Below are 23,957 nucleotides of genomic sequence, written 5' to 3' on the forward strand. Positions count from 1 at the left end.
CCCATTATTTTCTTCAATTTTTGTCAAAAAGACTAAAAACCCATGGTCCTACTTCCGCCGGTGGAGAGCATGAGGATACTCATCATCGGCACTGGGGGCACAATAGCGAGTGCGATGACGGAGAGAGGCTACAAGGCTCAGCTGAGCATCGATGAGATACTGGACATTGCGGGTATAAAAGCGGGAAGCGGTGAGATTATCGAGAGCCTCGACCTCCTCAGCGTTGACAGCACGTTAATGCAGCCGGAGGACTGGATAACCATCGGAAAGGCCGTTTTTGAGGCGTTTGGAGAGTACGATGGAATCGTCATCACCCACGGGACGGACACACTGGCCTACACTTCCTCGGCGCTGAGCTTTATAGTGCGGAACCCTCCGATTCCAGTGGTTCTAACCGGTTCAATGCTCCCAATAACAGAACCGGGGAGCGATGCGCCTAGGAACCTAAGGACGGCGGTTACCTTCGCCCGCTCTGGAATGCCCGGGATTTACGTTGCCTTTATGGATAAGATAATGCTTGGAACCCGTGTTTCTAAGGTGAACTCCCTGGGCCTGAACGCCTTTCAGAGCATAAACTACCCGGATGTGGCGTACGTGAAGGGCGAAAAGCTGGTAGTGCGGCAGAGCCCAGAACTCCCAGGGGGTGAGCCCTCCTTTTACCCGAAGCTTAATCCAAACGTCGCGGATATACGCCTCACGCCCGGCCTCTCCCCGGAGGCGTTTCTGGCCCTCGTAAAAGCTGTGAATGGGGTTCTCATTGAGGGATACGGAGCTGGAGGCATACCCTACCGGGGTAGGAACCTTCTGTCGGCGGTCTCCGGTCTTTCAAAGGAAAAGCCGGTTCTCATGACAACCCAAGCAGTCTATGGAGGAGTGGATTTAACGCGCTACGAAGTTGGTAGAAGGGCCCTTGAGGCCGGTGTGATACCAACGGCGGATATGACGAAAGAAGCCGCTCTCACCAAGCTCATGTGGGCCCTTGGCCATACGAAGAACGTGGAAAAAATTAGGGAAATAATAGGCAAGAACGTTGCAGGGGAGATAAGCGAAATTAGGCCCCGAGCTTTTTGAGTTCCTCCTCTCCAACGAGGAGGGGCCTCTCCGCTTCTATAACGTAGCCCAGCTCCCACGTAACTTCCCCGCGGTTCATAAGTTCGGCGTAGCGCCTAGCCTTCTCTTCGGCCTCCTCTTTATTGCCTGCCTCTATTATCCTCCTCACGTACCACTTCATTTCTCCATAGCGGAGCTTGAACTCTGCCATGAACATGGTAATCACCATAGAGGTTTCTCGAACGTCCTTAAAATCGTTCTGCCGGTATGTTAAACAGATTTATTTAACAAGACAAATGTTATTAAGCTTCCTTTCTAATTTCCCCCGGTGATATCATGGGGGTTAAAGACCATAAGGAGAAGGCTCCGAGGAGGTTTAAGTTCGCCGTTGTAACTGTCAGCGACACCGCGAGCAGGGGGGAGAAAGAGGATAAGAGTGGGAAGTTCCTGGTGGAAGAGCTGGAAAAGGCCGGGCACGAGAAGGTTCTCTACAAGATCGTACCCGATGAGAAGATGGAGATAATCGGGGCGGTTGTCGATGCCTTTCGCGCCGGAGCGGATGTTCTGGTGACCTCTGGAGGTACTGGGATAACGAGCAGGGACGTGACGATAGAGAGCATCAGACCCCTTCTTGACAAAGAACTCTCCTTTGGGGAGATCTTCAGACTCGTCAGCTACGAGGAGATAGGAACCGCGGCTATGATAACGAGGGCAACGGGAGGCATAATACGGAGCTCCGGAAGGGCCATGGCAGTGTTCTGCCTACCAGGGAGCCTGGGGGCGACCAAGACGGGAATAAAGCTCATACTGGCCGAGGCAGGACACGTTCTAAAGCACGGGCGTGAATAGTTTTAAGGACAAGAGTGCAAGGACATGGTGGGTGAGAATATGGAAAAAGTGGATAGGATAAGCAATGTCCCCACAAAAAATGATAATAAACTCGCGTTAAACAAGGACAAGAAACAGAAAATAAAACGGTTCAGAGGGATACTTGGAAAGAGCAGCGAGGAGACAGTACTGTGGGCCATCAAGGAGGCTGAAGAGCTTTGAGCGATCTCCTGCTCATCGACACCAGCGTCATAGTGGAGTACCTCGTGGATGGTGAAAAAGCCGGAGTAGCTGAGGAAATACTGCTGGGTTCCTGGGTATTTTTGACGTCCCCCACAGTTTATAGAGAAGCCCTCGGTGCACTGGCCCTCATAGTCGGCAGGGAAAAGATGGGAATAAAAGGAAAGCACAGCCTGAGGAAGTTCGTAGCTAAGAATGGATGGGAGCCGTTTTCTAAAGTGGTGGCATCTCTGAATGGCCTTCTTGATGAACTTGGGGTCGTTATAGTCAGCGATTCATTCAGAAGAGACGAGCTGTACAAGACTATGAAAGAGTACAACCTGATGCCATCTGATGCTCAAATTGTGCTGGCCTGCCGGAGCCACAACGTTGAGAACATTGCCACTTTTGATTCTGATTTTAAGCGGGTAGACTGGCTTAAAACTCTGGGGGTGTAGTTATGAGGGAGTTCAAAAGGCTCATGCCGTATGGAGAGGCTTTGTCCCTTCTCCTGAACGATTTGAGCGAAATCGCTGAGGTTGAGGAGGTTCCACTCGACGAGGCCTCTGGAAGGGTTCTGGCTGAGGATGTCACCTCACCGATAGACAGCCCACCTTTTAACAGAGCGGCTGTAGATGGCTATGCTGTTAGAGCTGAGGACACGTTCCCTGCAAGGGAGTACAGACCTGTCGAGCTGAGGGTGATAGACGAGGTTCCGACTGGGAGGGAGAGCAGTAAGACCGTAGAACCTGGAACTGCAGTGAAGCTCCTCACAGGGGTCAAAATTCCGGAGGGTGCAAACGCCGTCCTGATGCAGGAGATGGCCGAGCGCGAAGGCGACGTAATCAGGGTTCTCCGGCCCGTTGCCCCAGGACAAAACGTGGCCATGAAGGGGGAGGACGTTAGAAAGAGTCAGGTGGTTCTCAAGAAGGGGCAGATTCTAAGGCATCAGGACATAGCGATACTCAAAAGCATCGGCTTCAAGACCGTTAAGGTCAAGCGGAAGCCGCAAGTAGGGATAATAGTTACTGGCAGCGAGCTCATCGAGGAGTTTGATGAGGAAGCACTGAAACACGGAAAGATACTGGAGAGCAACTCTGTCATGCTTAAGGGACTCGTTAAGCAGTATTTTGGCGAGCCGAGGTTCTACGGGGTCCTCCCAGATGATGAGGTTAAGATTGGCGAGGCGATCAGAAAAGCTCGCTCAGAGAACGATCTTGTCCTTGTAACCGGTGGTTCCGCCTTCGGTGACATGGACTTCGCCCACAGTTTCGTCAAATTGCTCTTCCACGGAACCACAATAAAACCCGGAAGGCCAATAGGCTACGGCGAAAGGACGTTCGTCATGAGCGGCTATCCGGTTGCCGTCTTTGCCCAGTTCCACCTCTACGTCAAGCATGCCCTGGCGAAGCTCGTTGGCGCAAGGAACTACGAGGCGAAGGTCCGCGCGAGGCTCACTGAGAGGGTTCCGAGCCAGCTCGGTAGGTACGAGTTCGTTAAAGTGTGGTACGAGAACGGAAAAGCGAGACCAATAAAGAAGAAGGGGAGCGGGATAATCAGCTCGCTCGTGGAGAGCAACGGTTACATGGGAATCCCAGAGGACAGCGAGGGTTATTTAGAAGGGGAAGAGGTTGAGGTAACGCTCTACTAAGAAATCAAACGAGAAGGCTTTCCCATGCGGGCCTCTTAACTATGTCCCTGACCTCCTCAGGGATATCGGAGAGGCTCAAGGAATCAAGGATCTCCAGGACCTCGCCCATCTCCTTCTTTCGCTCTTCCATCAGCCTCTCCAGATAATCTGAGGATGCCCAGGGGAGGACTTCACGTATCGGATCATTCCTTTTTGTTATGGCCTGCATGGGGCATCGTTTCCTTGTACGTGGTGGGAATATTTAAGCCTTTTCTATTCAAATTTTGTATCCATGAATGGTGAATATGCAAAATATGCATAACTTTTAGTAATGGTAAATTGGGCGACCCTTCGTGACTTAGAACACGTGAACCACACTCGCTTTAAAACCAACCCACACCTTTCTGCCAACTTCGAGGCCGAGCTCGAAGACAGAGGAGCGCGTGATGAAGGCCGAGAGCTCTGTGTTGCCGGCCTTAAGCCTAACCCTAACGAGTGGGCCGAGTTCCTCAACCCCCTCGACTACGGATTCAAAGGCGTTTCTCATTGAGCTCTTCAAGGGCCTGGCTGAGAGGACTATGTCCTCGGGCCGTACTCCAACTCTCACCCTCCCGGAGGCCTCAACGGGGAGTTCTATGGTTATCCCGTTGGCCTTCAAGGTTCTCCCCTCGGCGGTTCCCTCGATGATGTTCTCAAAGCCCAAAAACCTCGCCACTTCTTCATTCGCTGGCCTTGAGAAGACCTCCCTGACGGGCCCTGTCTGGACGAGCCTTCCGCCGAGCATGACCCCAATGCGGTCCCCCAGACTCACGGCCTCCTCGAAGGAGTGAGTAACGTGAAGGGCGGTGAAGCCGAGCTCCTCCTTCCAGCGCTTCATCTCCCTGATCAGCCTTCCCCTCGTCCCGACGTCCAGGTTGGCGAAGGGCTCATCGAGCAGGAGGAGTTCCGGCTCAACTGCTAAAGCCCTCGCTATTGCCACCCTCTGCTGCTCCCCCCCGCTCAGGGTTTTTGGCTTTCTTTTGAGGAGATGGGAGATTCCAAGGACCTCCGATAGTTCCATAACCTTCCGCTCTATTTCTGCCCTTGGCCTTTTCCGGATCTTCAAACCAAAGGCTATGTTGTCGAAGACGCTCATGTTCGGGAAGAGGGCGTAGTTCTGAGGTATGTACGCCAGGCCGCGCTTTTCGGGCGGCAGGCCCGTTATGTCCCCCCCGTTCAGGAGTATCTTTCCAGAGTCCGGCTCGATTATCCCTGCTATCGCTTCAAGAAGGACTGTTTTTCCGGCGCCGCTCGGTCCGAGAATTATGAAGTGCTCTCCCCTCTCGACTGAAAATGTAATCTCCTTCAGGTGAAATTCGCGGTAATCCTTGGATATTCCTCTAACTTCCAGCATTTTTCCTCCCCACCAGCCAGCGGAGCACTATAAAGATTCCCAGGCTGAGGCTCACCATCACGACCGCTATCGGCCTTGAGGCCCTCAGCCCGTAGTTGTTGAAGTATTCCATGATGAGAACCTGTGCTGTTTTTGGATAGTAAGCAACTATCAGTATCGAGCCGACCTCGCTTATTGCCCTTGCCCACGTCATTATCGCCCCGCTTGCTATCGACGGGAACGCCATTGGAAGTGAAATCGATGCAAAGGCCCTCAGGCGAGAGGCACCGAGGGTTCTGGCGACGGCCTCCAGCTTCTCGTCCACCGCCAAAAACCCGTCGCGGGAGGCGTTGATTGTAAATGGGGCCGAGACGAACAGCATGGCAGCGATTATACCCTTGTAGTTGTCGAGGATTAAGTTTGAGAACGTAACGAGCAGCATTATGCCGACGACGGAGTGCGGGATCACTATCGGGACATCCACCAATGCCTGAACGGTGCTCTTTCCGGGAAAATCCCTCCTAGCTAGGATGTAGCCGAGGGGAACGCCGAAGAGGAGGGCTATGAAGGCTGTGGCAGTGGCCGTTAAGAGTGAGTTCCTAAGGGCTTCTATTACGTACGGGTCGTGGAGGGTCTTGACCAGCATCCCCCAGTCGGAGGCCTGCTTAAGAAAAATCACTGTGATGGGAACAACTATATAGGCTATTAGGAAGCTTCCCAGCGCTGCGAAGAGGTAGAGGGTGTAGTCCCGGCGCATTGCTCTCCACCGAAATAAGGGGAGGAGAATAAAAACCTCACCCCTTGACCTCGACCAGATCCTTTATCTCATCGGGCACGTTTCCGAAGGCCACCGGTGGGTTCAGGAAGTCCTGGTGATTCTCCTCAAAGACCTTCTTACCCTCTTCCCCGAGCAGGAACTTGAGGAACTGGAGTGCGAGCTCTCTGTTAGGAGCGTCTTTGAGGACGGTGACGCCGTAGACGATGGGCTTAGCCTTTATCGTCTTCCCTGTCGAGCCGAGGGTTATCTCGACCTGCCCGTAGTAGTCGGCCTTGTTGAAGTCCTTGAGGTTGATCTCATCGGGTAGGGTTATGTAGCTGAGGTTGTGCTGTTCTGCGACGCTCTTATAGATGAAGAAGTAGTCAAGGCTTCCCGATTCAACGAGACCGGTCAAGTCGGTTTCCTTCGGCCTTATGACTATTTTGTCCGTCTTAAGCTGGATTTCCTTGGGTGCGTAGACGTGGGTGCCGTTGGCGTAGATGTTGGTGTTCTTCTCAACGAGGGTCTCGAATATGGGCTTGTGGTAGTACAGGTCTGCCAGTTTCATGACCATCACCGAGCGGTAGCCGCAGGGGTCGTCGTTGGGGTTGCTGAAGCCGAAGCGGACGCCGGGCTTGGCGAGGATTTCGTACCAGTTCGTTGAGTTAATCTCGTCCGCGTACCTGCTCTTGTTCGTGAAGGCAATTACTATCTGGTTTGTGGCGAAGAGGACGTAGAAGTCGGTATAGTTGGGAACCAGCATCTGGGGGATTAGCGTGTAGTCGGCAGTTGCCACGATGTCAGCCTTTTCATGGAGGTCAGTAACCTTCCTGACGGCCTCAACGCTCCCGCTCGCCTCGTCCTGGAACTTCACCTTGACGCCGAGGTTCTTTTCAGCGTATGCTGAGAACTCGTTCTCAAGCTGTTGAAAGGGTATGCTGAGCGAACCTGCATGGAAGATCGTCAGCGTCGCTTCTTTCTCTGAAGTCTTTCCTGGAGAACCCGATATGCAGCCGGCCGAGAGGACGGCCAGTAACAGGACAGTGGTTAGTAACAACCCTGCTTTTCTCATCAGCACCACCCTAAAAAGGACAGAAGTGACCAATTTAAACGTTTTGGGTAAACAAAATAGTTAATGAAAACGAAAGTGTTTTTCTCACTCCACGGGCACTCCGTCCTTCGTCCTCGGAGCAAGCCATTTCATTAGCCTCCCTGGATCCTTCGTCCTTATGATTATTGTTATCGAACCGAGCGGACTTTCCTCGTTGAAGTTCACAACTCCAGCGTAGGCTGCCTGCTTGTTCACCTTTATGATTATCTCCTCGCCGAAGTAGCCCTCCTCCAGGAACGAGCGCGCGGTGTCAAGAATGGCCTGCCCGCGGAAGAGCTCGTAAAGTCTGCTCAGGGCTTTTCTGTTCTTGGTTTTGCCAGCCAGGATTACGTAGTCTCCCTTATCGAAGGCCTCGAACTCCAAATCGGGGATGAGGTTCAGCATAGCCTTCTTTACCCTCTCGATGTCCTCCGTGGGATAAACGTAAGCCTCGACTTCCACTTCCTCGAACAGCTCGCTCATGTTTTCACCTCCAGTGGAGTTGGGAGAAAAGGATTAAAAAGCTTCTCAAAGCTCGGAGAGTATCTCACCGACCAGCTTTTGGACGGCCCTTTCGTAGTTCTCTCTTGAGCCGTTGTTCACAAGCATGTGGTCGGCCATCGCGATAACGCCTCCGATTCCAAAGCGGAGCTCCTTCCAGTCTCTCTCCTCGAAGTCTTCCCATGTATGAGGATCGTCGTGCCTGCCGCGGGCTTTGAGCCTCTGAAAACGGATTTTAGGCGGTGTGTGGACTGCCACTATCACCAGTTGCTCATCTGGGAATGCACCCTTGAATGTCCCTATCTCATCCAGAGAGCGCACGCCGTCTATCACAACGAGCCTGGCTTTTGCCAAAAGCTCCCTCACCTTCTCAACGGCGAGCTTCGCCACTGCGTTCTGGCCCATTTCCTGCCTCAGGCGTATACTTACCTTTGCCACGTTCTCTTTGCTGAGCTCAAGGCCCCGCTTTACCGTTTCTTCCCTTACGATGTCCCCGAGAGAAACGCTTGGAAAACCCCTTCTCTCGAACTCCTCAACGATCCTGCTCTTTCCAGAACCGGGCATTCCAGATACTATGACTATCATTGTGCCCACACCAAGTAGGCCTCCAGTCCCTTAAAAATCTGATGGGGAGTTAGGAGGGCAAAATTTTTTAAGGTTCGTTAGTTAAACTTTTTTGGTGGGAAAGATGAACGCAACGTGGTTCATCCTGGGACTCATGATTACGTTCTCCGTGAACATCCCGTTCGGCTTCTGGCGAGCGGATGCCAAAAGAAGGGGAAGCAAGGTGGAATGGGCCTTTGCGGTTCACCTGCCCGTTCCGTTGGTAGTTTTCCTCCGCTATCTCGCTGGGCTGAGCTGGAACGCAGAGGGCATCCCGCTGATAGCAATTTTTGTGATAGCTTACTTCCTCGGCCAGAGAACTGGGGGAAGGCTCTATCGCAAAACACTGGAAAGTGGTATTCAACCGGGAAGAAACGTCTTCAGCCTGATATCGATTGAGAAAAAGGAGGGGGAAGTTATTTGAGGAAGTCGTCCAGGTTCCCTTTCTTCTTCTGCTTTGGCTCATCCACGGCAGTAATCTCAACCCCAAGGTGCCTGTAAATCCCTTCCAGGATTTTCAGACCAATGCCTTCGACCTGGAGGAGGTCTCTTGGCTTGGCTTTGAGAATTGCCTCAACGTTCCTGAAGCCAGCGCTGTAGAGGGCCCTGGCCCTCCTTCTCCCGATGTTTGGCAGTTTCACCAGTTCAAGGAGCTCTTCGCGGACACCATGCCTCAGGCGGAGGTGCAGGTCGCGGAGGTACTGGAGGACATCTTCATTCGGCTCGAAGAGTTTGTAGAGCTCTATGAGGGAGTACATCAACCAGTCGGCGAGCTCAAGGATTCTGTAGAGGTCCCCTGGGTCTATGTTGTAGGTCTCGTAAATCCTCGGTTCTGGAACCTCGTTTATCCAGTCAAGGAGAACTTTGGCGGTCTTGACCTGCCCGAGGAAGCCCTGAAAGCGTGCGTCCTCATAGTAGGGGATGTTCGAGTACAGGTATTCCTCCATCTCGTAGGCCAAATCGAGGTAGTCCTCCATCTCACGCCTCCTGGCGTTCAAGGTGGCCATATCCGGGGTTGAGGCGATTAGCTGGAAGATTCCGAAGGGGTTGGGATTTTTCTCCAGTTGTGGAAAAGCGTCCCTGAACTTCTTGGCGGTGAGGGGGTCGATGTAGAGCTGGGAGGTCCTCTTTCCGAAGGGGAGCGGCATGAAGCTGTCCTCCATGTCCATGTCAACGAACTCGTTCTCGATCAGGAAATAGACGATGTTTTTGGCTTTGTGCTCTAAGGAGGCCGTGTCACCCTTCTGGTGGGCGTAGAAAGTCCTTGAGAGAAAGCTAACAAGCTCCCCAAAGTTCTCAATGCCGAAGTTTGTAATCAAGGCTAAAACCTGGCTCCTGAACGCCTGCTCGTTGGCAAGCATCGAAAACAGCTTCTCTGGCTTTCCATGGATGTACTTGTCGATGAGCTTTTTGGGGTCTTCAGTTCTCGCAACGATGATGGCCTCTCCAACCTTATCGTACTTCGGCCTTCCCGCCCTTCCCATCATCTGCTGTATCTCAAGAACTGGGATGTCAGTCCAGCCGAAGCCGGCGTATCTCTTCGTATCGCGGATTATCACGCGAAAAGCGGGGGTATTCACGCCAGCGGCGAGTGTAGGGGTAGCTACGATGGCTTTTATCGTTTTGGCCCGGAATGCATCCTCTATCAGCGTCCTCTCCGTCCTGCTCAGTCCTGCGTGATGGAAGGCCACACCGCCTCTAAGAGCCCGTTTGAGCTTCTCAGTCGTCGGGTTGTCCTCAATGGATGAAATCAGTTCCTCAAGTGCCCTCTTCTCGGGCTTTGTTAACAAGCGGGATATTTTTGATGACAGGCTTATTGCCTCTTTCTCGGCGGACCTGCGCGTGTTAACGAAAACCAGCGCCTGCTTTTCCTTCTTTATTGCGTCCACCACAAGGCTCTCCCAGTTCTCTGGATAGCGGTCAGTTTTGCCGTCCTCCCAGAAGAGCTGGCCGAGGTGGAAAACACCTTTCCTCAGCTCGACTGGCCGCCAGTCGCTTACAACCAGCGAGGCGTCCAGCCACTCCGCAAGCTCCTCCGCGTTTCCGACGGTCGCGCTCAGAGCCAGAATCTGAGCCCTCCCTAGCATGTGGGTAAGTATCATCTCCAGCGTTGCTCCCCTATCGTAGGAGCCGATGAGGTGGACTTCATCTGCGACGACTAACTTGACCTCTTTAATCCAGTTCGCCCCGTGCCTCAGCAGGGAGTCGAACTTCTCTGCCGTTGCAACGATGATGTTGTACCTCCCGAGCCAGTCGTCGGTTGAATCGTAATCGCCAGTGGTCGCCGCCACTCTTATTCCAAGCTTCTCCCACTCTTTAAACTCCCTGTACTTCTCCTCAGCAAGGGCCTTGAGTGGGACAAGGTAGACCGCCTTTCCACCCTCAGTCAAGAGCTTGTTCACCATAACTATCTCGCTCACCAGGGTCTTTCCGCTCGCCGTGGGAATGGCCAGGACAAGGTTTTTTCCCTCTAAAACTCCGCTCTTAAGGGCCTCCGCCTGGGGTGGGTAGAGTTCATCTATCCCCCGCTCCTTGATGATCCTCTTCACTCTCTCGTCAACGGGAAGTTCATCGACCTTCATTTTCACCGCAAGGCTTATTGAGGGGGAGGTTAAATAGATTTGGGATGGACTATGGAGGTACCTTTCATAGCTTTCAGAACGCCCGAGGGAAGGTTCGTCATTGATGCATATTTCGTTGAGTTTCTGTCCCTGGGACCAAGGAAGACTGTTCTAATCAAGGATCCATCGCGGGAGAACTTCACCGATTCAGCAGCAGATCCACTGCCAGTTCTCCTAAAAGGAGATCTCAAAAACTTTTTCAGAGAACTGTTTGAAAAGCTTGAGATGACATCTGAAGAAGTGCTCAGCAAAAGGGTTTCTCACATGAGGAGGTGGAGCTTCCTCCGCATCCTTGGAATCCCAAGCGGTCATGGAAGGCACGTCGCAACCGATGAAATACTTGCCCAGGTTGAGAGGGAGAACTCACTGGGACTTTCAATACTCAAGAGCGTTCTTGGAGTGAAAAGTGTGGACGACTTTGACTCCCGCCGGATAATGGTAGAGGGGGTGCTCTACAAAGATATTCGGGTGGTTTCCGGTAGAATAGTTGAGATAGATGGGAGAGAAGATAAGGTCTACACCAACTTGCTTAAAATTGATCCCGCCTTTAGAACGGCATTTTACTCCGCGTATTTCAGGAGAACATTCCTGCCAAAAGAAATTGAGAAAAGAGCTCAGGACTTTTCGTACAGCCAGCAGGCAACGTAGTGGTTCTTTTCGACCTCCACGAGTGGGGGTTCCCTCTTATCACAGAGACCAGCCTTAGCAAGTGGACACCTTGGGTGGAAGCGGCAACCCTGGGGGGGATTGATGGGGCTCGGAGGCTCACCTTTAATCTCCATCTTTTTCTTCTGTCTGGCGAGCTCGGGGTCTGGAATGGGTATGGCAGAGAGCAGCATCTGGGTGTATGGGTGAAGTGGATTTTCAAATATCCTCTCCGCTGGCCCCACCTCCACGAGCTTCCCTAGGTACATAACGCCCATTCTGTGGCTCATGTACTTGACGACGCCCAGGTCGTGGCTGATGAAGAGGTAGGAGAAGCCGTACTTCTTTTGAAGGTCTTTGAGTGTGTTGAGGATGTTGGCCTGAACCGAAACGTCCAGCGCCGATGTCGGCTCATCCAGAACGACGAAATCTGGCCTCAAAGCAAGTATCTTCGCCAGTGCTATCCTCTGTCTTTGCCCACCTGAGAACTCATGGGGGTACCTGTAGAGATGCATCTCGTTCAGCCCGACGCTCTCAAGGAGCCTTATCACGAAATCCTCAGGGTCGTCAACGGGGATGCCGTGGAACTTAACGGGTTCCATTATGGTGTTGAAGACTGTCTGCCTGGGATCGAGCGAGGAGTACGGGTCCTGAAACATTATCTGAGCGTGTTTCCTGAACCAGAGCATATCCTTGCCCTTTAATTGGGTAACGTCCCTCCCGTTGAAGATGATACTCCCGGAGGTTGGTTCTATGAGGCGAAGTATGGTCCTCCCTGTGGTCGTCTTTCCACAGCCACTTTCCCCAACCAGTCCGAACGTCTCACCCGGGTAAATCTCAAAGTCGATTCCATCTACTGCCTTGACCCATCCGATTGTTCTCAGGAGGCTCCTAACCGGGAAGTGCTTCCTCAGACCTTCAACTTTGAGTATCGGTTCCATCCTTCTCACCTCAGTACTGGTGGCAGGCCACAAAGTGGCCGGGCTCAATTTCCTTGAGTTCGGGTTCTTTTCTCCGGCAGATTTCTGTAGCGTACGGGCACCTTGGGTGGAAGCGGCATCCCTTTGGGGGTGTTATTAGGTTGGGCACGGTTCCGGGTATGCTCTCAAGCCGATCTATCCTCTTCAACGGGTTGGGAACCGCCCGCAGGAGGGCGACCGTGTAAGGGTGGAGTGGGTTGTGGAAGATCTGGTCTATCGAGCCTATCTCAACAACCTTTCCCGCGTACATAACGACGACGCGCTGTGCAGTCTCGGCGACGACACCTAAGTTATGGGTTATGAGGAGCACTGTGGCGTTGTACTTTCTCTTGAGCTCGTTTAGCAACTCAAGTATCTGAGCCTGAACCGTAACGTCTAGGGCAGTCGTTGGCTCATCCGCTATGAGGAGACGGGGGTTGTTGGATACTCCAATTCCTATGACCACACGCTGTTTCATGCCGCCAGAGAGCTCGTGGGGGTAGTTCTTCACCCTGTTCTTTGGGTCGGGTATTAGAACCTCCTTTAGTATGTTGACGGCCCTACCGATGCCCTCCTTTATGTTCTTCACCTTTCCGTGGACTTCCATTGCCTCCCCTATCTGGTACCCAACGGTGTAAAGGGGATCGAGGGAAGAATGAGGATCCTGGAAAATGTACGCTATCTCATTTCCTCTAATCTCTCTGATTTTCTCCTCGTTTAGTTTAAGGAGGTCAACGGTGGAGCCATCGTCACGGTGGTATATAACTTGGCCACTTACTATCCTTCCAGGGCTTTCTATAAGCTGGGTTATCGCTCTGGAGGTCACACTCTTTCCACAGCCGGTTTCACCCACCAAGGCGAGGGTCTCACCACGGTAGATGTCGAAGGAGACGTTTTCGATGGCCTTTACAACGCCTGCGTAAGTGTAAAAATAAACGCGAAGGTTCTTGACCTCTATGATGGGTTCAGGCATTCTTCTCACCTCCAGCCTTCTTCTTAACCTTGAACTCAAGGCTTCTCCTGGTTTTTGGATCGAGAACGTCTCTAAGTCCATCTCCGAGTAGGTTCCATCCGAGGACGACGGTGACTATGACTATTCCCGGGAAGGCCACCAGCCACCATGCCTGCGGGAAGTAACTGGCCCCCTGATTTATGAGGTTACCCCAGTCTGGTATCGGTGGAACGGCACCGAGGCCAAGGAAACTCAAACCAGCCTCCGTCAGGATAACGTTTCCGAAGTCCATGGTTATCATTACCAGTATCGGGCCTATGATGTTTGGAAGGATGTGCCTGAATAGGATTGTCCTCGTGGGCAGGCCTATTGCCCTTGCGGCCTCAACATAGAGGTTCTCCTTTTCGGTGAGCGTTGAGCCACGGGTTATCCTCGCATATCCTGGCCACCAGACGATTATCAGGGCAACGAACACCGAGAGGAGCGCACCCAGATTGTTGACGTCCCGCGGACTGAGGGCGAACAGCTTGAGAACGATGACCTGGAACCAGTGGTGGTGGTTCAGGAATGACTGTATCCTGCCCGGGAGAACAGCCGAGAGCGCTATTGCCAGGATAAGCCCTGGGAAAGCGAGGAACATATCGGTTATGCGCATTATAGTCTCGTCCACCTTGCCGCCGTAGTAGCCTGAGATGAGACCCAGTATTATCCCAATGGTAGGACCTATGAGGATGATAAAGACGTCAAGTACTAAAGCCACCCTCGCCCCAGCCAGCAGGATGCTCAGAATGTCCCTTCCCAGAGTATCAGCCCCAAGGGGGTAATGTATGGTTGTGGTGTACTGGATAACGTGCCAGTTCTCAATCTCTGTAACGTTCAGAAAGGCGGTGGCTCCGGGGTGGGCCAGCCTTGTGGTCGAGTTGTAGAGGATTGGTTCAAAGTCGTACTGCCAGGGAGCCAGATATGGTCCAAAGATTCCAATGAATATGTAGGCAATGACTATCACAACACCCAGCAAAGTTGGTGGCGAGCGGTTTATGGCATATGCCATCAGTTTCCATTCCTTTATTTTAGACTGACTTCTCTTTTTCCAACCCTTTCTGAAGAGCTCTATGAATGAAGCAAGGGCGTCTATGAGGCTATCGCTAAGCCTATCGAGAATGCTCATCTCGTACTCTTCGGCTTCTTCGTACTCCTCAACCTTCTTCTCCGGCATTGTATCACCTCAAAATCTTACCCTTGGATCAACTATGGCGTAGAGTACGTCAGCTATCAGGTTGGCCGTCACGAAGACTATTGCATACAGGAAGGTCACCCCTATCAGAGCGGGGAAGTCGAGGTACTCTATTGCGTTCAGGGCATAGAGACCTATCCCGGGGAGGTTGAAAATAGTTTCAGTTATTGGAGTCCCTGCAAGGAGTCCGCCGAACTGAAGTGCCAGGATAGTTATAACTGGAACGAGGGCGTTTTTCAATACATGGCGGTACAATCTGCTCTTTGGGACCCCCTTTGCTTTGAGGAAAAGCGTGCTGTCCCTCCCGTATGCTTCAAGGAAGGAGTTTCTTGTAAACCTCATCAGGACACCTGCCGCAGCTATCCCCAGTGTGAAGCCTGGTAGCCAGAATCTCTGAACCTGCTGTACGAAGTTCCCCCAGTCCAGTGTCAGGAGGGCGTCAATAACCGGAATGTGCGTTATTGCGTGAGGGGGTCCTGGTGGAATTCCGGCAAGGGTCGTCATGCTCCAGTGCAGGAAGAACAGCCAGATGAAGAGGTAGGCTATAACGTAGATTGGAGTTGAGATAAAGATGAGGGCCAGTATCCTCAAGGCCATATCCGTCGCGCTGTTCCTTTTCAATGCGGAGATTATACCCAAGGGAAGGCCGATGAGCACGACGAAAAAGAACGCAAACAGGGCCAGTTGAAATGTCACAACGAAACGATTTCCAATATTGCTAAAAACTGGTTCTTGGTTTAGCGGATCAAGGAGCTTATTGGTAAAGAGCCCCTTTAGCAGGAACCAGTATTGGTCGTACCATGGCTGATCCAGGTGGTATTCCTTCTTTATCATTTCAATCGCGGCTTGAGAGGCCTTCTCGCCGCCGGCCCATGCCCTTACGGGGTTGGCCGGAATAACATAGGCTATAATAAAAACTATGAGCGTAACACCTATGAGTGTGGGGATGAAGGTTAGACCCCTTCTAACGAGGAACTTTCCCAGTCCTGCCACGATCTTTCCCTCCGTGCACTTTTAAACAGAGAATAGAAAAAGAAAGGAAAACTTCAGCTTATAACCTCATAGTTGAGGCTGTCAAATACAACGGCACTCTGCAGGAACGGCCCTATGTAGTCGTCCGGGTCGAGGAAGTCCGGTGCCCATCCGACGATGTAAACCTGGAAGTCGCCGCTACCCGTCTTCTGCAGGAGCGTTGGCCATGAGAGTGCGGTTACAGTAACCTTGAAGCCGAGCTGGCCCCAGGTGTTCTGCAGGAGAGTCGCCATATCCTGGCGCTCCGTGTTGCCGCTGTTGTAGTAGATAGTTATGCTGTAGTCACTTGGGTTTATTCCGGACTGTTTGAGGAGCTGGAGGGCCTTGTTCAGGTTGAAGGAGTACTTGTTCACGCAGCAGGTGGTGTAACCGAGCCATCCAACCGGTATCGGGCCGTAGTTCGGAACCATGTATCCGTTGTAAACGGCCTGGTAGATCTTGTTATAGGGTGTTGCCCATGCCAGGGCTTCCCTTACAAGCTCGTTGTTGAAAGGCTCTTTTGCAGCGTTGAGGACAACGAAGACCATATCTGGGGTCACGACGGTATCTATCCTTGACTCGAAGTTTCCTATTTTGAGGTTCTGGACGGCATTAAGTCTCGTGAGTGGAACGGCCGCAATGTCTGCAACGCCCTTCTGGAACAGGCTTATCCTCGTCTGCGGGTCTTTGGAGAGGACGTAAATTACCCTCTTTGTCGTAACGAGGCCCGGGTTTTCGCTCTCAAGCTTGCTCCATATGCTGGCGTTCCAGTAATAGGGGTTCCTTTCAAGGACGAGGTAGCTGTTCTCCTTTCCTTCCTTGATGTAGAATGGTCCAGTGAAGACCCCTATCATGTTGTCCTGGAGCATCTTGTGTATCGGGTCGTCGGAGCCCTTCTGAACGTAGTTAGCCCATTCGTCAGGCTTTCTACCCCAGTCTGCGGCCTTCATGGCTTCCTCGTACTTGTCGCCGAGCATGTACTTGGCTGGGATTACCATAAGGTAGGGGTCAGCGAGAACGCTCAATATACCGCCGTACGGGTGCGGGAGGACGAGCTTGTAAACTCCTGCGGTCTGACCGTTGTAGCCGAAGAACTGGAGGAGCTGGTTAAGGCTCTTAACTGTTTCCTCCTTGCCCTGGTACTCCGCTATGAGGCCGTTCTGAGCCTCTTTGTTAAACTCGTTCTCACTCATAGCGTAGCTTGCGCTGAGGTTAGTGTAAGTGGCGAGCATCCAGTTGACAGAGTATCCTGCCCTGAGGACGCGCCAGAACTCAAATTCAACGTCGGTTGCGTTTATCGGATAGAGCTGGTTGTTCTTCGGATCATAGGCCTTGACACCACCCCTTATGACGAAGTACCAGACTGTACCGTTCTTGTTGTGTGCCCAAGCAACAGCCAGATCCGGTGAGACCTCTTTGGTCTCGTTCTTCCAGTATGTAACGAGGGTGTCACCAACGTTGTGGTATACGGCCCATCCGAAGGTCTCGTAGTCGAAGGCCGGGTCGAAGGACTTCGGCCATCCAAAGGTTGCCTCAACTATCGTTCCAGGTTCGTTCTTATAGTCGCCTATTCCAATGGCCTGGGAAGGAGCATTCTTATCCTCCATGACGAGATCCCAGCGTGGGGCGAGGACCGGGTTGTAATACCAGTCGTGAACCCAGTTCCACGAGACGCGTGCGGCCTTGTTATCGCCGATGATAATCTCGGGAACTTCCTTGTTGGCCATTATGTACAGGGCGTTGTAGATGGCCTCCCTGATCTTGATATCGGTTACTTCCCTGCCGACCTTGATAAGGGCGTCAAGGTTGGGATCACGTAGGAAGGCAGGGTTTATTGCACCGAATCCCTGGCTCTCGTTCATGAGCTCTTGTATAGTTGGGGTCTTTTTCTCATTGACCTTGTATGAAACGACTATGGCGGGCTTGTTCGGGAGGTTGCTGACTTTAGCACCACTCCCCTCGGGGCCGACTATTACAACGTAGTTGGGAGTCTCAACAACGGTAGCGTTGGACAGATGGTCCCCAACGTATTGAACCACTTTAGTGGGTGAAACTGTAGTCGTTGTTGGGCTTGAAGTTGCACTTGGGCTTGAAGTTGTGCTCTGACTCGGGCTTGAGCTGGAGGTTGCACTTGGGCTTGAAGTTGTGGTGCTTGAGCTTCCACCGCCTCCAAGACAGCCGCTGGCCACTACTGCAAAGGCCATTAAAAATACAATAAAAACAGACAACACCATTTTTTTGGATGCCATGGTGTACCACCTCTAAGGTATCGGCACTCATATTGTGGTCAATGTCCGTAATAAATCTTTCGATGCACACATTTGAATATGAACAAACCTACCAGGACAGTACAGTATGCTAAACGAAATCTTATCATGGACGTGCGTCGTAGCTCAATGGTCAATTCTGACATTGGTACCCCTCTAAAAATTCTTTAAACTTCTTGACAGGGTGGTTCGCTGTCATCCGCCAAATTTTCTACATGAAAAATGTCCTGTTGAACCGGTTCTCAGGGATATGAATGAGGTTTCACTGTCCCTTTGCTTTGAGGTTGCGAAAAGCTTAAATTAAAGGGTGTACAAAATAGGACTGTAAAAGCTTGAAGGTGGTCCCCATGGTTAAGTCCTACGTTTTGTTGACTATAGAGATTGGAAAGGTGGAGAGCGTTATAGAGGCCCTCGAGCAGATACCGGGAGTTATAAGGGCCGACGCAGTGACCGGGCCCTACGATGCCATAGTCTACATTGAGGCCAACGACCTCGGAGAACTGACTAGGAAGATACTCCACGACATCCACAACATCGACGGTGTTATCGACACCACGACAGCGATAGTCGTTGAAATGGAAGAAGAGTGATCAGTGCTTCTTCCGCTTGGATTTCCTTCCTTCCGAGCGTTTTCTTAGTTCTCGAATCTTCTCGCTGAGCAGTCTAGCGGTTTTGCCTTTTCCGTGCGGTGATTCTATCACCATAACACCCCTGCTCCGGTAGTCCTCTTCCAGACCCGCTAATCTAGGGTTCAACTTAGTCGGGTCTTTTTCAATGATTTTAAGGCCCAGAGCGAGGGCAGCGTCCTCAATTTCACTCGGGGATGGTGCCCTTACCGCCACGTTCTCTGGAACCAGCCGCCCGTACTTTCTTGGAATCCTAGCATCGATCTCATTTGGCCACAGCACGAACTTATGCATTCCTCTCACCCAAACTTTTTAAAATTCGTCGTTTAAAAATCCTTGTGGTGATGACATGCTGAAATATGAAGGGGTCGACCGCCTGCTCGCCCTTCTCCAGCCTGGAGACCGGGTTATAATCGAGTACGAACCCCTCTCGGATGGGGAGAGGGTGATATGGGGTGAGATTATATCTGCCATGATCCAAGAGGGCGATATAGCTGTTATTGACATATACGGTGTAGGGGATATAATGTTCCGCAACTACGTGCGGCTTGCTCCGAGCCGGAAATACCGGAAGTTCATAGAGGGGAAGAAGCACATACACGTTTTCAAGGTGGGACCAGGAAATCCCAGCTACGGTGAGATTATTGGAGAGGAAAAGGTATACAGTAGAACGGAGAACTTCATGAAGGCCTACTACTGGATGATGCGCAGGGCCCTCAGTGTCCCGAGGAGGCCCCGCTACCTTGTAATCTTTGGGATATCAGAGTACCTTCACTTCACGGGCGATTCCGGTTTGTACAACCTGCTGTACGTTATCAGCTCCCTTCCAGTGGAGGACTTCGTGACCATTGTTCCACTTGACATCAAGGCAGTCGACCCGAAGGTGCTGGCCGTTGTGGAGAACATGGCCTCACACGTGATATCCCTTACAGACGGAAGCCTGAGAGTACTCAAGGGAGGTTCAGGGGTTGAAGACGGGTGAGAAGGTTCTCATTATAGACCGGAGGGGCAAACGCTATCTTGTTACAGTCTCGGACAAGGAATTCCACACGGATCTTGGGGTAATAAAGCTCAATGAGCTCCTGGAGAAAGATTATGGAGATACCGTAACCAGCCACAAGGGAGAGGAGTTCAGAATCCTGAAGCCCGATATCAACGATATCATAGCCAAGATGAGGCGTGGGCCCCAGATAGTTCACCCGAAGGATGCCGGGATAATCATTGCCTATGCAGGCATTTCACCAGGGGATACCGTCATCGAGGCGGGTGCTGGAAGCGGCGCTCTCACCCTCTTTCTCGCCAACGCGGTGGGGCCAACGGGGAGGGTCATCAGCTACGAGGTGAGGGAAGACCATGCTGAGATAGCCAGAAAGAACGTTGAGTTAGCTGGTTTCTCCAACAGGGTGATGATAAAACTCGGAAACATCTATGAAGGGATAGAAGAAGAGCACGCGGATCACATAGTTCTCGACCTCCCGCAGCCGGAGAACGTTCTCCCGCACGCGGTTGGGGTTCTCCGTCCGGGAGGGTATTTCGTTGCATACACCCCCTGTGCCAACCAGGTTCACCGCTTCTTCCAGGCTTTCCAGGAGTACAAGAAAGAGTTCTACAAGCCGAGAATCATTGAGGTTCTCGTCAGGGAACAAGAGGTTAAGAAGGAGTGCATGAGGCCAAAGACAACAATGCTGGCCCACACGGGTTACATAACGTTTCTACGGAAACTCTGAGTTCGAGGTCTTTTACCGTTTCTCATTTCTGCCCCAGTATCTTTCGATAATGTTATATGTGTAAGAGCACATTTTCAGGATTCTCAACCTTTGGTTAACAACAGGTTTATAAGCACTCAAGGTTGTGAATCTTTAGATGCCCAAATCTGGGCTTATGTACGGAGGTGTTCATTATGCCTTACAGGATACTCGACAAGAAGGAGCTCGCCATGAACGAGGTCTGGTATAGAATACATGCCCCCCATGTTGCCAAAAAGATTCAGGCAGGACAGTTTGTCATAGTCAGGGCATTTCCCACGGGAGAGAGGATTCCTCTGACTCCCATAAGGTGGGATCGTGAAGAGGGATGGATAGAGCTTGTCACGTTCGTCCGCGGAAAGACTACCATGAAGATGGCCAACGAACTGAAGCCCGGCGATGAGATCCTCAACGTCGCCGGCCCGCTCGGAAACCCTGCCCCGATGAAGAAATACGGCAGGATACTCGCGGTTGGCCTGATAACCGGAATGGTTGAGGTCTTCCCAATAGCTAGGGCTCTGCAGGAGCTCGGAAACGACGTTACGACCCTTCACATCACCCCGAACCCCATGGTTATCCTCAAGGAGGACTTTGAGGAGTCCGTTTCGAGGCACATAGTTGAAGGCTTTGACCTTCAGGAGGGTTGGGGTATGAACGAAATCAGCCAGGAACTCGCTAAGAGGGCAGTCGCCAAGGTCAGGGAGCTACTTGAGAACGAGCACTTTGACATGGTGCTCACCGTCGGTCCGGCCGGTGGTCAGAAGGCCATATTCAACGTCGTCAAGGAGTATGGAATCCCCATGCACGCCGACCTTCACCCGATCATGGTCGATGCTACTGGAATGTGTGGAGCATGCCGTGTTACCGTCGGCGGCGAGGTCAAGTTCGCCTGCATCGACGGGCCTGGATTTGACGCCTACAAAGTCGACTGGGACGAGCTCATCCACAGGACCGGTTTCTATGCCCCGATGGAGAAGCTGGCCATGGAACACTATCTCAAGGGGCTCCAGGCTCAGGGAGGTGAGCAGTGATGGCGGTTAGGAGAAAAATCATTAAGGAGCGCGTTCCCACTCCGGAGAGACCGCCGGAGGAGAGGGTTAAAGACTTTGGTGAGGTCAACCTCGGGTACACCTTTGAGCTGGCCGTTAAGGAGGCAGAGAGGTGCCTCCAGTGCCCCTACGACTACGCACCCTGTATCAAGGGCTGTCCCGTTCACATTAACATCCCTGGCTTCATAAGCAAGCTCGTGGAGTACCGCGACAACCCGGACAAGGCCGTCAAGGAGGCCCTCAACGTCATCTGGGCCTGCAACTCCCTTCCAGCCACAACCGGTCGTGTCTGCCCACAGGAAGACCAGTGTGAGATGAACTGTGTCATGGGTAAGGTCGGCGACAAGATCAACATCGGAAAGCTGGAGAGGTTCGTTGCAGACTACGCGCGCGAAAAGGGGATAGATGAGCAGCTACTCCTTGAGATAATCCCGAAGATCGAGAAAACGGGCCAGGGTGTCGCCATCATCGGAGCTGGCCCTGCTGGACTAACAGCAGCAGGAGAGCTGGCCAAGCTCGGCTACGACGTCACCATCTATGAGGCCCTCCACGAGGCAGGTGGGGTCCTCATGTACGGGATTCCGGAGTTCAGGCTCCCGAAGGAGATAGTTGAGAAGGAGATTGACAAGCTCAGGAAGCTCGGCGTTAGGATACTCACTGACCACGTTGTCGGGAGGACCGTCACCATCGAGGAGCTCCTGGAGGAGTACAATGCGGTCTTCATTGGATCGGGTGCGGGAACCCCAAGGCTCGTCAACGCCCCGGGAATCAACCTCAATGGTATTTACACCGCCAATGAGTTCCTCACGCGCGTAAACCTTATGAAGGCTTACAAGTTTCCGGAGTACGACACCCCCGTCTACGTCGGGAAGAGGGTCATCGTCATCGGTGCCGGAAATACCGCCATGGACGCCGCTCGTTCAGCAAGGCGCTTCGGTGCTGATGTAACCATCGCCTATCGCCGCGGTGAGGAGGACGTTTCAGCCAGGGAGGAAGAGGTTGAGCACGCCAAGGAAGAGGGCATCAAGTTCGAGTACTTCATCAACCCGGTCGAGTTCATCGGCGACGAGAACGGCAACGTTAAGGCCGTGAAGTTCGAGAAGATGAAAGCCCTTGAGGAGAGGGACAAGCGCGGCAAGAGGAAGATCGTTGGAACCGGCGAGTACGTAACGCTCGAAGCCGACACCGTCATCATCGCCATCGGAAAGCACCCGAACAGGCTCATCATCAATACTCCCGGCCTTGAAGTCGAGCGCGGAAGAATCGTCGTTGACGAGAACCTTATGACGAGCATTCCGGGCGTTTTCGCCGGTGGAGATGCTATAAGGGGCGAGGCAACGGTTATCCTCGCCATGGGCGACGGAAGGAGGGCCGCTAAGGCCATCCACGAGTACCTCACGAAGAAGAGGGAAGGGCAGAACGCCTGATTTTCACTTCTCTTTTTGATTCTTAGTTTCGATTTTCCTTGATGGAACGAATAAAAACTACCCTCTAAAGCAGGACTCCAGCATGGGGTCGGGAATTTGGTAGTAAATGTTCCTTCCTTCGGAGATCTTCTCCAGGAACGATGAATCAACGAGTGCCTTAAGCAACCGCGACAAAACGCTATCGGAAATGCTCCTTCCTTCGGCCCTTTCTAGGTGCTCCTTTATTTCTTCCCACCTACTTTTCCCATGGGCAACGGCCTTCATAATTTCAATGTACCTTTTCTGGGCGGGGGAGCGTTTTTCAAGGAAGCTCCGGAATTCCTGGAGGAGCGAGCGCTTTAGCCTCCTCTACGACTTCATCCACAAGATCCCTCTGGAACCCTCTTTCAATCGCCTTTCTCCCAAAATACCCAGCCAGCCTACTATACCATCGAGCTTGGAAACAGCGTTCTCAATAATCCCCTCTGGGGGAGAAATCCCGACCTGCTTAAATCCCTTGATCAGAACCTCTCCGCTCTGTTCAGGTGTGAACCTATTGAGCTTGATTTCATGGAAGTATCTGCCGTAGAGGGGAGCGTTTGGATCGTTGACCCCAAGGTAATCGTGGAGCAACCCTACCTCTGAGCTTGTCACGACTATCCTCAGCTCGGAATAATCATAAAGATGGGTTATAATGCCGGCAAACTCCGAGCCCACAGGCCCCCTGAGGTACTGGACTTCATCAAAAGCCAGAACTACTCCATACTTCTTAAGCTTCCTGAACAGTGAAAGAAGGTCCGCCTTTGCCTTTCCTCACGAGAGGCTAATCCCAAACCCCATCACACTGACTCTGGAGATGTTTTTCAGATTATCTTTCAGAGCCCTCCAAACTTCCTTGTTTTTCCTGAAAAATTCATTTAAACTCCCTTCAATTCTCTTGTACACGTCCATTCTGGAATTTGGGTTGATTCCCCTGAAATCAACTAGAAGGTAGGGGATTTCAAGCTCGTTCAGCCCCATAATCATCAAGGAGGTCTTTCCCAGTCGTCTTATGCCAGTTATGACGGTTAAGGAGTTTCCGGAGGATATAGAATGCTCAAACTCCTTAAGTTCCTCCCCCCATCATAGAGGTCCTCCCTCTTTGTTTTTGGTCTCACATCGAAATACACAACTACCATCCCAGAGGTTAACTCCTGGGGCAGAAGTTATAGGGTTTTGGGTAGGCTGATGAGGGGGTAGTGACAAGCCGCTACTCTTTTAACTCCCTCTCAAAAATAAAAACGAGCGATGACGAGCTCTAGGGTATCTGAACCGTGGGGACGGCAGTGATGATAAAAAAGAGCCGAGCTCACTCTTTTCAGAATCCCCTTTGAGAATGAATGGAATGAAAAG

The 23,957-nt window shown here is 52.1% G+C and carries 29 protein-coding genes; 12 read left to right on the forward strand and 17 right to left on the reverse strand.

Annotation, left to right across the window (positions count from 1 at the left end):
• The first annotated feature begins 69 nt into the window (after positions 1-69).
• Positions 70-1,071, forward strand: a complete 1,002-nt coding sequence (locus E3E29_RS01430; protein WP_167909782.1) for an asparaginase — start codon at positions 70-72, stop codon at positions 1,069-1,071.
• Here E3E29_RS01430 and E3E29_RS01435 read toward each other — a convergent pair.
• A complete protein-coding gene (locus E3E29_RS01435) occupies positions 1,052-1,267 on the reverse strand; it encodes a hypothetical protein (protein WP_167909783.1) in 216 nt (71 codons plus the stop codon). The two genes, E3E29_RS01430 and E3E29_RS01435, sit on opposite strands and share 20 nt — an antisense overlap.
• Before the next feature lie 119 nt (positions 1,268-1,386).
• Here E3E29_RS01435 and E3E29_RS01440 point away from each other — a divergent pair, with 119 nt between their 5' ends.
• Genes E3E29_RS01440 through E3E29_RS01455 form a run of 4 tightly spaced genes read left to right on the forward strand, consistent with a single transcriptional unit; the run spans position 1,387 to position 3,748 of the window.
• Positions 1,387-1,899, forward strand: a complete 513-nt coding sequence (locus E3E29_RS01440; protein ID WP_167909181.1) for a molybdenum cofactor biosynthesis protein B — start codon at positions 1,387-1,389, stop codon at positions 1,897-1,899.
• A 27-nt stretch (positions 1,900-1,926) separates the two neighbouring features.
• Positions 1,927-2,100, forward strand: a complete 174-nt coding sequence (locus tag E3E29_RS01445; RefSeq protein ID WP_167909182.1) for a hypothetical protein — start codon at positions 1,927-1,929, stop codon at positions 2,098-2,100.
• Positions 2,097-2,555: a PIN domain-containing protein gene (locus tag E3E29_RS01450; RefSeq protein ID WP_167909183.1), complete on the forward strand. Its 459-nt coding sequence runs from the start codon at positions 2,097-2,099 to the stop codon at positions 2,553-2,555. The genes E3E29_RS01445 and E3E29_RS01450 overlap by 4 nt, the downstream gene beginning before the upstream one ends.
• A 2-nt stretch (positions 2,556-2,557) precedes the next feature.
• Entirely contained in the window at positions 2,558-3,748 is a 1,191-nt protein-coding gene (locus E3E29_RS01455) for a molybdopterin molybdotransferase MoeA (RefSeq protein ID WP_167909184.1), read from the forward strand.
• Positions 3,749-3,752: 4 nt separating this feature from the next.
• On the opposite strand, the gene E3E29_RS11950 is transcribed toward E3E29_RS01455, so the two are convergent.
• The 6 genes from E3E29_RS11950 to E3E29_RS01485 form a co-directional block, all read right to left on the reverse strand.
• Entirely contained in the window at positions 3,753-3,878 is a 126-nt protein-coding gene (locus tag E3E29_RS11950; protein WP_277346681.1) for a hypothetical protein, read from the reverse strand.
• Between the two features lie 207 nt (positions 3,879-4,085).
• Positions 4,086-5,120 carry a tungstate ABC transporter ATP-binding protein WtpC gene (wtpC, locus tag E3E29_RS01465; protein ID WP_167909186.1) on the reverse strand — a complete coding sequence of 345 codons (1,035 nt, stop codon included), beginning with the start codon at positions 5,118-5,120 and terminating at the stop codon, positions 4,086-4,088.
• Entirely contained in the window at positions 5,107-5,856 is a 750-nt protein-coding gene (gene wtpB / locus E3E29_RS01470) for a tungstate ABC transporter permease WtpB (RefSeq protein ID WP_167909187.1), read from the reverse strand. Before wtpB ends, wtpC begins: the two co-directional genes overlap by 14 nt.
• A 37-nt stretch (positions 5,857-5,893) precedes the next feature.
• On the reverse strand, positions 5,894-6,928 hold the full coding sequence (wtpA, locus tag E3E29_RS01475; protein WP_167909784.1) for a tungstate ABC transporter substrate-binding protein WtpA: 1,035 nt from the start codon (positions 6,926-6,928) through the stop codon (positions 5,894-5,896).
• A gap of 84 nt (positions 6,929-7,012) precedes the next feature.
• On the reverse strand, positions 7,013-7,429 hold the full coding sequence (locus E3E29_RS01480; RefSeq protein ID WP_167909188.1) for an RNA-binding domain-containing protein: 417 nt from the start codon (positions 7,427-7,429) through the stop codon (positions 7,013-7,015).
• A 45-nt stretch (positions 7,430-7,474) separates the two neighbouring features.
• Positions 7,475-8,032: a dephospho-CoA kinase gene (locus E3E29_RS01485; protein WP_167909785.1), complete on the reverse strand. Its 558-nt coding sequence runs from the start codon at positions 8,030-8,032 to the stop codon at positions 7,475-7,477.
• A gap of 103 nt (positions 8,033-8,135) precedes the next feature.
• Here E3E29_RS01485 and E3E29_RS01490 point away from each other — a divergent pair, with 103 nt between their 5' ends.
• On the forward strand, positions 8,136-8,474 hold the full coding sequence (locus E3E29_RS01490) for a hypothetical protein (RefSeq protein ID WP_167909786.1): 339 nt from the start codon (positions 8,136-8,138) through the stop codon (positions 8,472-8,474).
• Here the strand turns inward: E3E29_RS01490 and E3E29_RS01495 are convergent.
• Positions 8,467-10,632, reverse strand: a complete 2,166-nt coding sequence (locus E3E29_RS01495) for an ATP-dependent DNA helicase (RefSeq protein ID WP_167909787.1) — start codon at positions 10,630-10,632, stop codon at positions 8,467-8,469. The genes E3E29_RS01490 and E3E29_RS01495 overlap by 8 nt on opposite strands.
• A 51-nt stretch (positions 10,633-10,683) precedes the next feature.
• Here E3E29_RS01495 and E3E29_RS01500 point away from each other — a divergent pair, with 51 nt between their 5' ends.
• Positions 10,684-11,319: a hypothetical protein gene (locus tag E3E29_RS01500; RefSeq protein ID WP_167909189.1), complete on the forward strand. Its 636-nt coding sequence runs from the start codon at positions 10,684-10,686 to the stop codon at positions 11,317-11,319.
• On the opposite strand, the gene E3E29_RS01505 is transcribed toward E3E29_RS01500, so the two are convergent.
• Genes E3E29_RS01505 through E3E29_RS01525 form a run of 5 tightly spaced genes read right to left on the reverse strand, consistent with a single transcriptional unit; the run spans position 11,286 to position 17,721 of the window.
• Positions 11,286-12,257: an ABC transporter ATP-binding protein gene (locus E3E29_RS01505; protein ID WP_167909190.1), complete on the reverse strand. Its 972-nt coding sequence runs from the start codon at positions 12,255-12,257 to the stop codon at positions 11,286-11,288. The genes E3E29_RS01500 and E3E29_RS01505 overlap by 34 nt on opposite strands.
• Positions 12,258-12,267: 10 nt before the next feature.
• On the reverse strand, positions 12,268-13,248 hold the full coding sequence (locus E3E29_RS01510) for an ABC transporter ATP-binding protein (protein ID WP_167909191.1): 981 nt from the start codon (positions 13,246-13,248) through the stop codon (positions 12,268-12,270).
• Complete coding sequence (locus E3E29_RS01515) at positions 13,241-14,443, reverse strand: ABC transporter permease (protein ID WP_167909192.1); 1,203 nt, start codon at positions 14,441-14,443, stop codon at positions 13,241-13,243. Before E3E29_RS01515 ends, E3E29_RS01510 begins: the two co-directional genes overlap by 8 nt.
• 9 nt (positions 14,444-14,452) lie before the next feature.
• The gene (locus E3E29_RS01520; RefSeq protein WP_167909193.1) at positions 14,453-15,454 is read right to left on the reverse strand and encodes an ABC transporter permease; all 1,002 of its coding nucleotides are present in this window, start codon (positions 15,452-15,454) and stop codon (positions 14,453-14,455) included.
• A 53-nt stretch (positions 15,455-15,507) separates the two neighbouring features.
• On the reverse strand, positions 15,508-17,721 hold the full coding sequence (locus E3E29_RS01525) for an ABC transporter substrate-binding protein (RefSeq protein ID WP_167909194.1): 2,214 nt from the start codon (positions 17,719-17,721) through the stop codon (positions 15,508-15,510).
• 365 nt (positions 17,722-18,086) lie between these two features.
• On the opposite strand from E3E29_RS01525, the gene E3E29_RS01530 reads away from it, so the two are divergent.
• Positions 18,087-18,329, forward strand: a complete 243-nt coding sequence (locus E3E29_RS01530; protein WP_167909195.1) for an Lrp/AsnC family transcriptional regulator — start codon at positions 18,087-18,089, stop codon at positions 18,327-18,329.
• Here the strand turns inward: E3E29_RS01530 and E3E29_RS01535 are convergent, their stop codons facing one another.
• Positions 18,330-18,659, reverse strand: coding sequence for a signal recognition particle protein Srp19 (locus E3E29_RS01535; RefSeq protein WP_167909788.1), 330 nt, complete (start codon positions 18,657-18,659; stop codon positions 18,330-18,332).
• 55 nt (positions 18,660-18,714) lie between these two features.
• Between E3E29_RS01535 and E3E29_RS01540 the strand changes: the two genes are divergently transcribed.
• From E3E29_RS01540 to gltA, 4 genes are all read left to right on the forward strand, one after another.
• Positions 18,715-19,347 carry a hypothetical protein gene (locus tag E3E29_RS01540; protein ID WP_167909196.1) on the forward strand — a complete coding sequence of 211 codons (633 nt, stop codon included), beginning with the start codon at positions 18,715-18,717 and terminating at the stop codon, positions 19,345-19,347.
• The gene (locus E3E29_RS01545) at positions 19,334-20,092 is read left to right on the forward strand and encodes a tRNA (adenine-N1)-methyltransferase (RefSeq protein ID WP_167909197.1); all 759 of its coding nucleotides are present in this window, start codon (positions 19,334-19,336) and stop codon (positions 20,090-20,092) included. Before E3E29_RS01540 ends, E3E29_RS01545 begins: the two co-directional genes overlap by 14 nt.
• Positions 20,093-20,265: 173 nt before the next feature.
• Positions 20,266-21,141 (forward strand): sulfide/dihydroorotate dehydrogenase-like FAD/NAD-binding protein, encoded by an 876-nt coding sequence (locus tag E3E29_RS01550; RefSeq protein WP_167909198.1) that lies wholly within the window; start codon positions 20,266-20,268, stop codon positions 21,139-21,141.
• A complete protein-coding gene (gene gltA, locus E3E29_RS01555; RefSeq protein ID WP_167909199.1) occupies positions 21,141-22,586 on the forward strand; it encodes an NADPH-dependent glutamate synthase in 1,446 nt (481 codons plus the stop codon). The genes E3E29_RS01550 and gltA overlap by 1 nt, the downstream gene beginning before the upstream one ends.
• 57 nt (positions 22,587-22,643) lie before the next feature.
• On the opposite strand, the gene E3E29_RS12010 is transcribed toward gltA, so the two are convergent.
• The 3 genes from E3E29_RS12010 to E3E29_RS11705 all read right to left on the reverse strand — a co-directional run bounded on the left by E3E29_RS12010 (position 22,644) and on the right by E3E29_RS11705 (position 23,591).
• Positions 22,644-22,850, reverse strand: coding sequence for a hypothetical protein (locus E3E29_RS12010; RefSeq protein ID WP_342764644.1), 207 nt, complete (start codon positions 22,848-22,850; stop codon positions 22,644-22,646).
• 84 nt (positions 22,851-22,934) lie between these two features.
• A complete protein-coding gene (locus E3E29_RS11700) occupies positions 22,935-23,351 on the reverse strand; it encodes an ATP-binding protein (RefSeq protein ID WP_342764670.1) in 417 nt (138 codons plus the stop codon).
• 27 nt (positions 23,352-23,378) lie between these two features.
• The gene (locus E3E29_RS11705; protein ID WP_240922725.1) at positions 23,379-23,591 is read right to left on the reverse strand and encodes a hypothetical protein; all 213 of its coding nucleotides are present in this window, start codon (positions 23,589-23,591) and stop codon (positions 23,379-23,381) included.
• Positions 23,592-23,957: the final 366 nt, after the last annotated feature.

The sequence above is a fragment of the Thermococcus sp. Bubb.Bath genome, assembly GCF_012027595.1.
Classification (GTDB): domain Archaea; phylum Methanobacteriota_B; class Thermococci; order Thermococcales; family Thermococcaceae; genus Thermococcus.

Coding starts and splice junctions, on each gene's coding strand:
- E3E29_RS01430 (WP_167909782.1), top strand. CDS start 70: ATGAGGATACTCATCATCGGCACTGGGGGCACAATAGCGAGTGCGATG.
- E3E29_RS01435 (WP_167909783.1), bottom strand. CDS start 1,267: ATGTTCATGGCAGAGTTCAAGCTCCGCTATGGAGAAATGAAGTGGTAC.
- E3E29_RS01440 (WP_167909181.1), top strand. CDS start 1,387: ATGGGGGTTAAAGACCATAAGGAGAAGGCTCCGAGGAGGTTTAAGTTC.
- E3E29_RS01455 (WP_167909184.1), top strand. CDS start 2,558: ATGAGGGAGTTCAAAAGGCTCATGCCGTATGGAGAGGCTTTGTCCCTT.
- E3E29_RS11950 (WP_277346681.1), bottom strand. CDS start 3,878: ATGGAAGAGCGAAAGAAGGAGATGGGCGAGGTCCTGGAGATCCTTGAT.
- wtpC (WP_167909186.1), bottom strand. CDS start 5,120: ATGCTGGAAGTTAGAGGAATATCCAAGGATTACCGCGAATTTCACCTG.
- wtpB (WP_167909187.1), bottom strand. CDS start 5,856: ATGCGCCGGGACTACACCCTCTACCTCTTCGCAGCGCTGGGAAGCTTC.
- wtpA (WP_167909784.1), bottom strand. CDS start 6,928: ATGAGAAAAGCAGGGTTGTTACTAACCACTGTCCTGTTACTGGCCGTC.
- E3E29_RS01480 (WP_167909188.1), bottom strand. CDS start 7,429: ATGAGCGAGCTGTTCGAGGAAGTGGAAGTCGAGGCTTACGTTTATCCC.
- E3E29_RS01485 (WP_167909785.1), bottom strand. CDS start 8,032: ATGATAGTCATAGTATCTGGAATGCCCGGTTCTGGAAAGAGCAGGATC.
- E3E29_RS01490 (WP_167909786.1), top strand. CDS start 8,136: ATGAACGCAACGTGGTTCATCCTGGGACTCATGATTACGTTCTCCGTG.
- E3E29_RS01495 (WP_167909787.1), bottom strand. CDS start 10,632: ATGAAGGTCGATGAACTTCCCGTTGACGAGAGAGTGAAGAGGATCATC.
- E3E29_RS01500 (WP_167909189.1), top strand. CDS start 10,684: ATGGAGGTACCTTTCATAGCTTTCAGAACGCCCGAGGGAAGGTTCGTC.
- E3E29_RS01505 (WP_167909190.1), bottom strand. CDS start 12,257: ATGGAACCGATACTCAAAGTTGAAGGTCTGAGGAAGCACTTCCCGGTT.
- E3E29_RS01510 (WP_167909191.1), bottom strand. CDS start 13,248: ATGCCTGAACCCATCATAGAGGTCAAGAACCTTCGCGTTTATTTTTAC.
- E3E29_RS01515 (WP_167909192.1), bottom strand. CDS start 14,443: ATGCCGGAGAAGAAGGTTGAGGAGTACGAAGAAGCCGAAGAGTACGAG.
- E3E29_RS01525 (WP_167909194.1), bottom strand. CDS start 17,721: ATGGCATCCAAAAAAATGGTGTTGTCTGTTTTTATTGTATTTTTAATG.
- E3E29_RS01530 (WP_167909195.1), top strand. CDS start 18,087: ATGGTTAAGTCCTACGTTTTGTTGACTATAGAGATTGGAAAGGTGGAG.
- E3E29_RS01535 (WP_167909788.1), bottom strand. CDS start 18,659: ATGCATAAGTTCGTGCTGTGGCCAAATGAGATCGATGCTAGGATTCCA.
- E3E29_RS01540 (WP_167909196.1), top strand. CDS start 18,715: ATGCTGAAATATGAAGGGGTCGACCGCCTGCTCGCCCTTCTCCAGCCT.
- E3E29_RS01550 (WP_167909198.1), top strand. CDS start 20,266: ATGCCTTACAGGATACTCGACAAGAAGGAGCTCGCCATGAACGAGGTC.
- gltA (WP_167909199.1), top strand. CDS start 21,141: ATGGCGGTTAGGAGAAAAATCATTAAGGAGCGCGTTCCCACTCCGGAG.
- E3E29_RS12010 (WP_342764644.1), bottom strand. CDS start 22,850: ATGAAGGCCGTTGCCCATGGGAAAAGTAGGTGGGAAGAAATAAAGGAG.
- E3E29_RS11705 (WP_240922725.1), bottom strand. CDS start 23,591: ATGATTATGGGGCTGAACGAGCTTGAAATCCCCTACCTTCTAGTTGAT.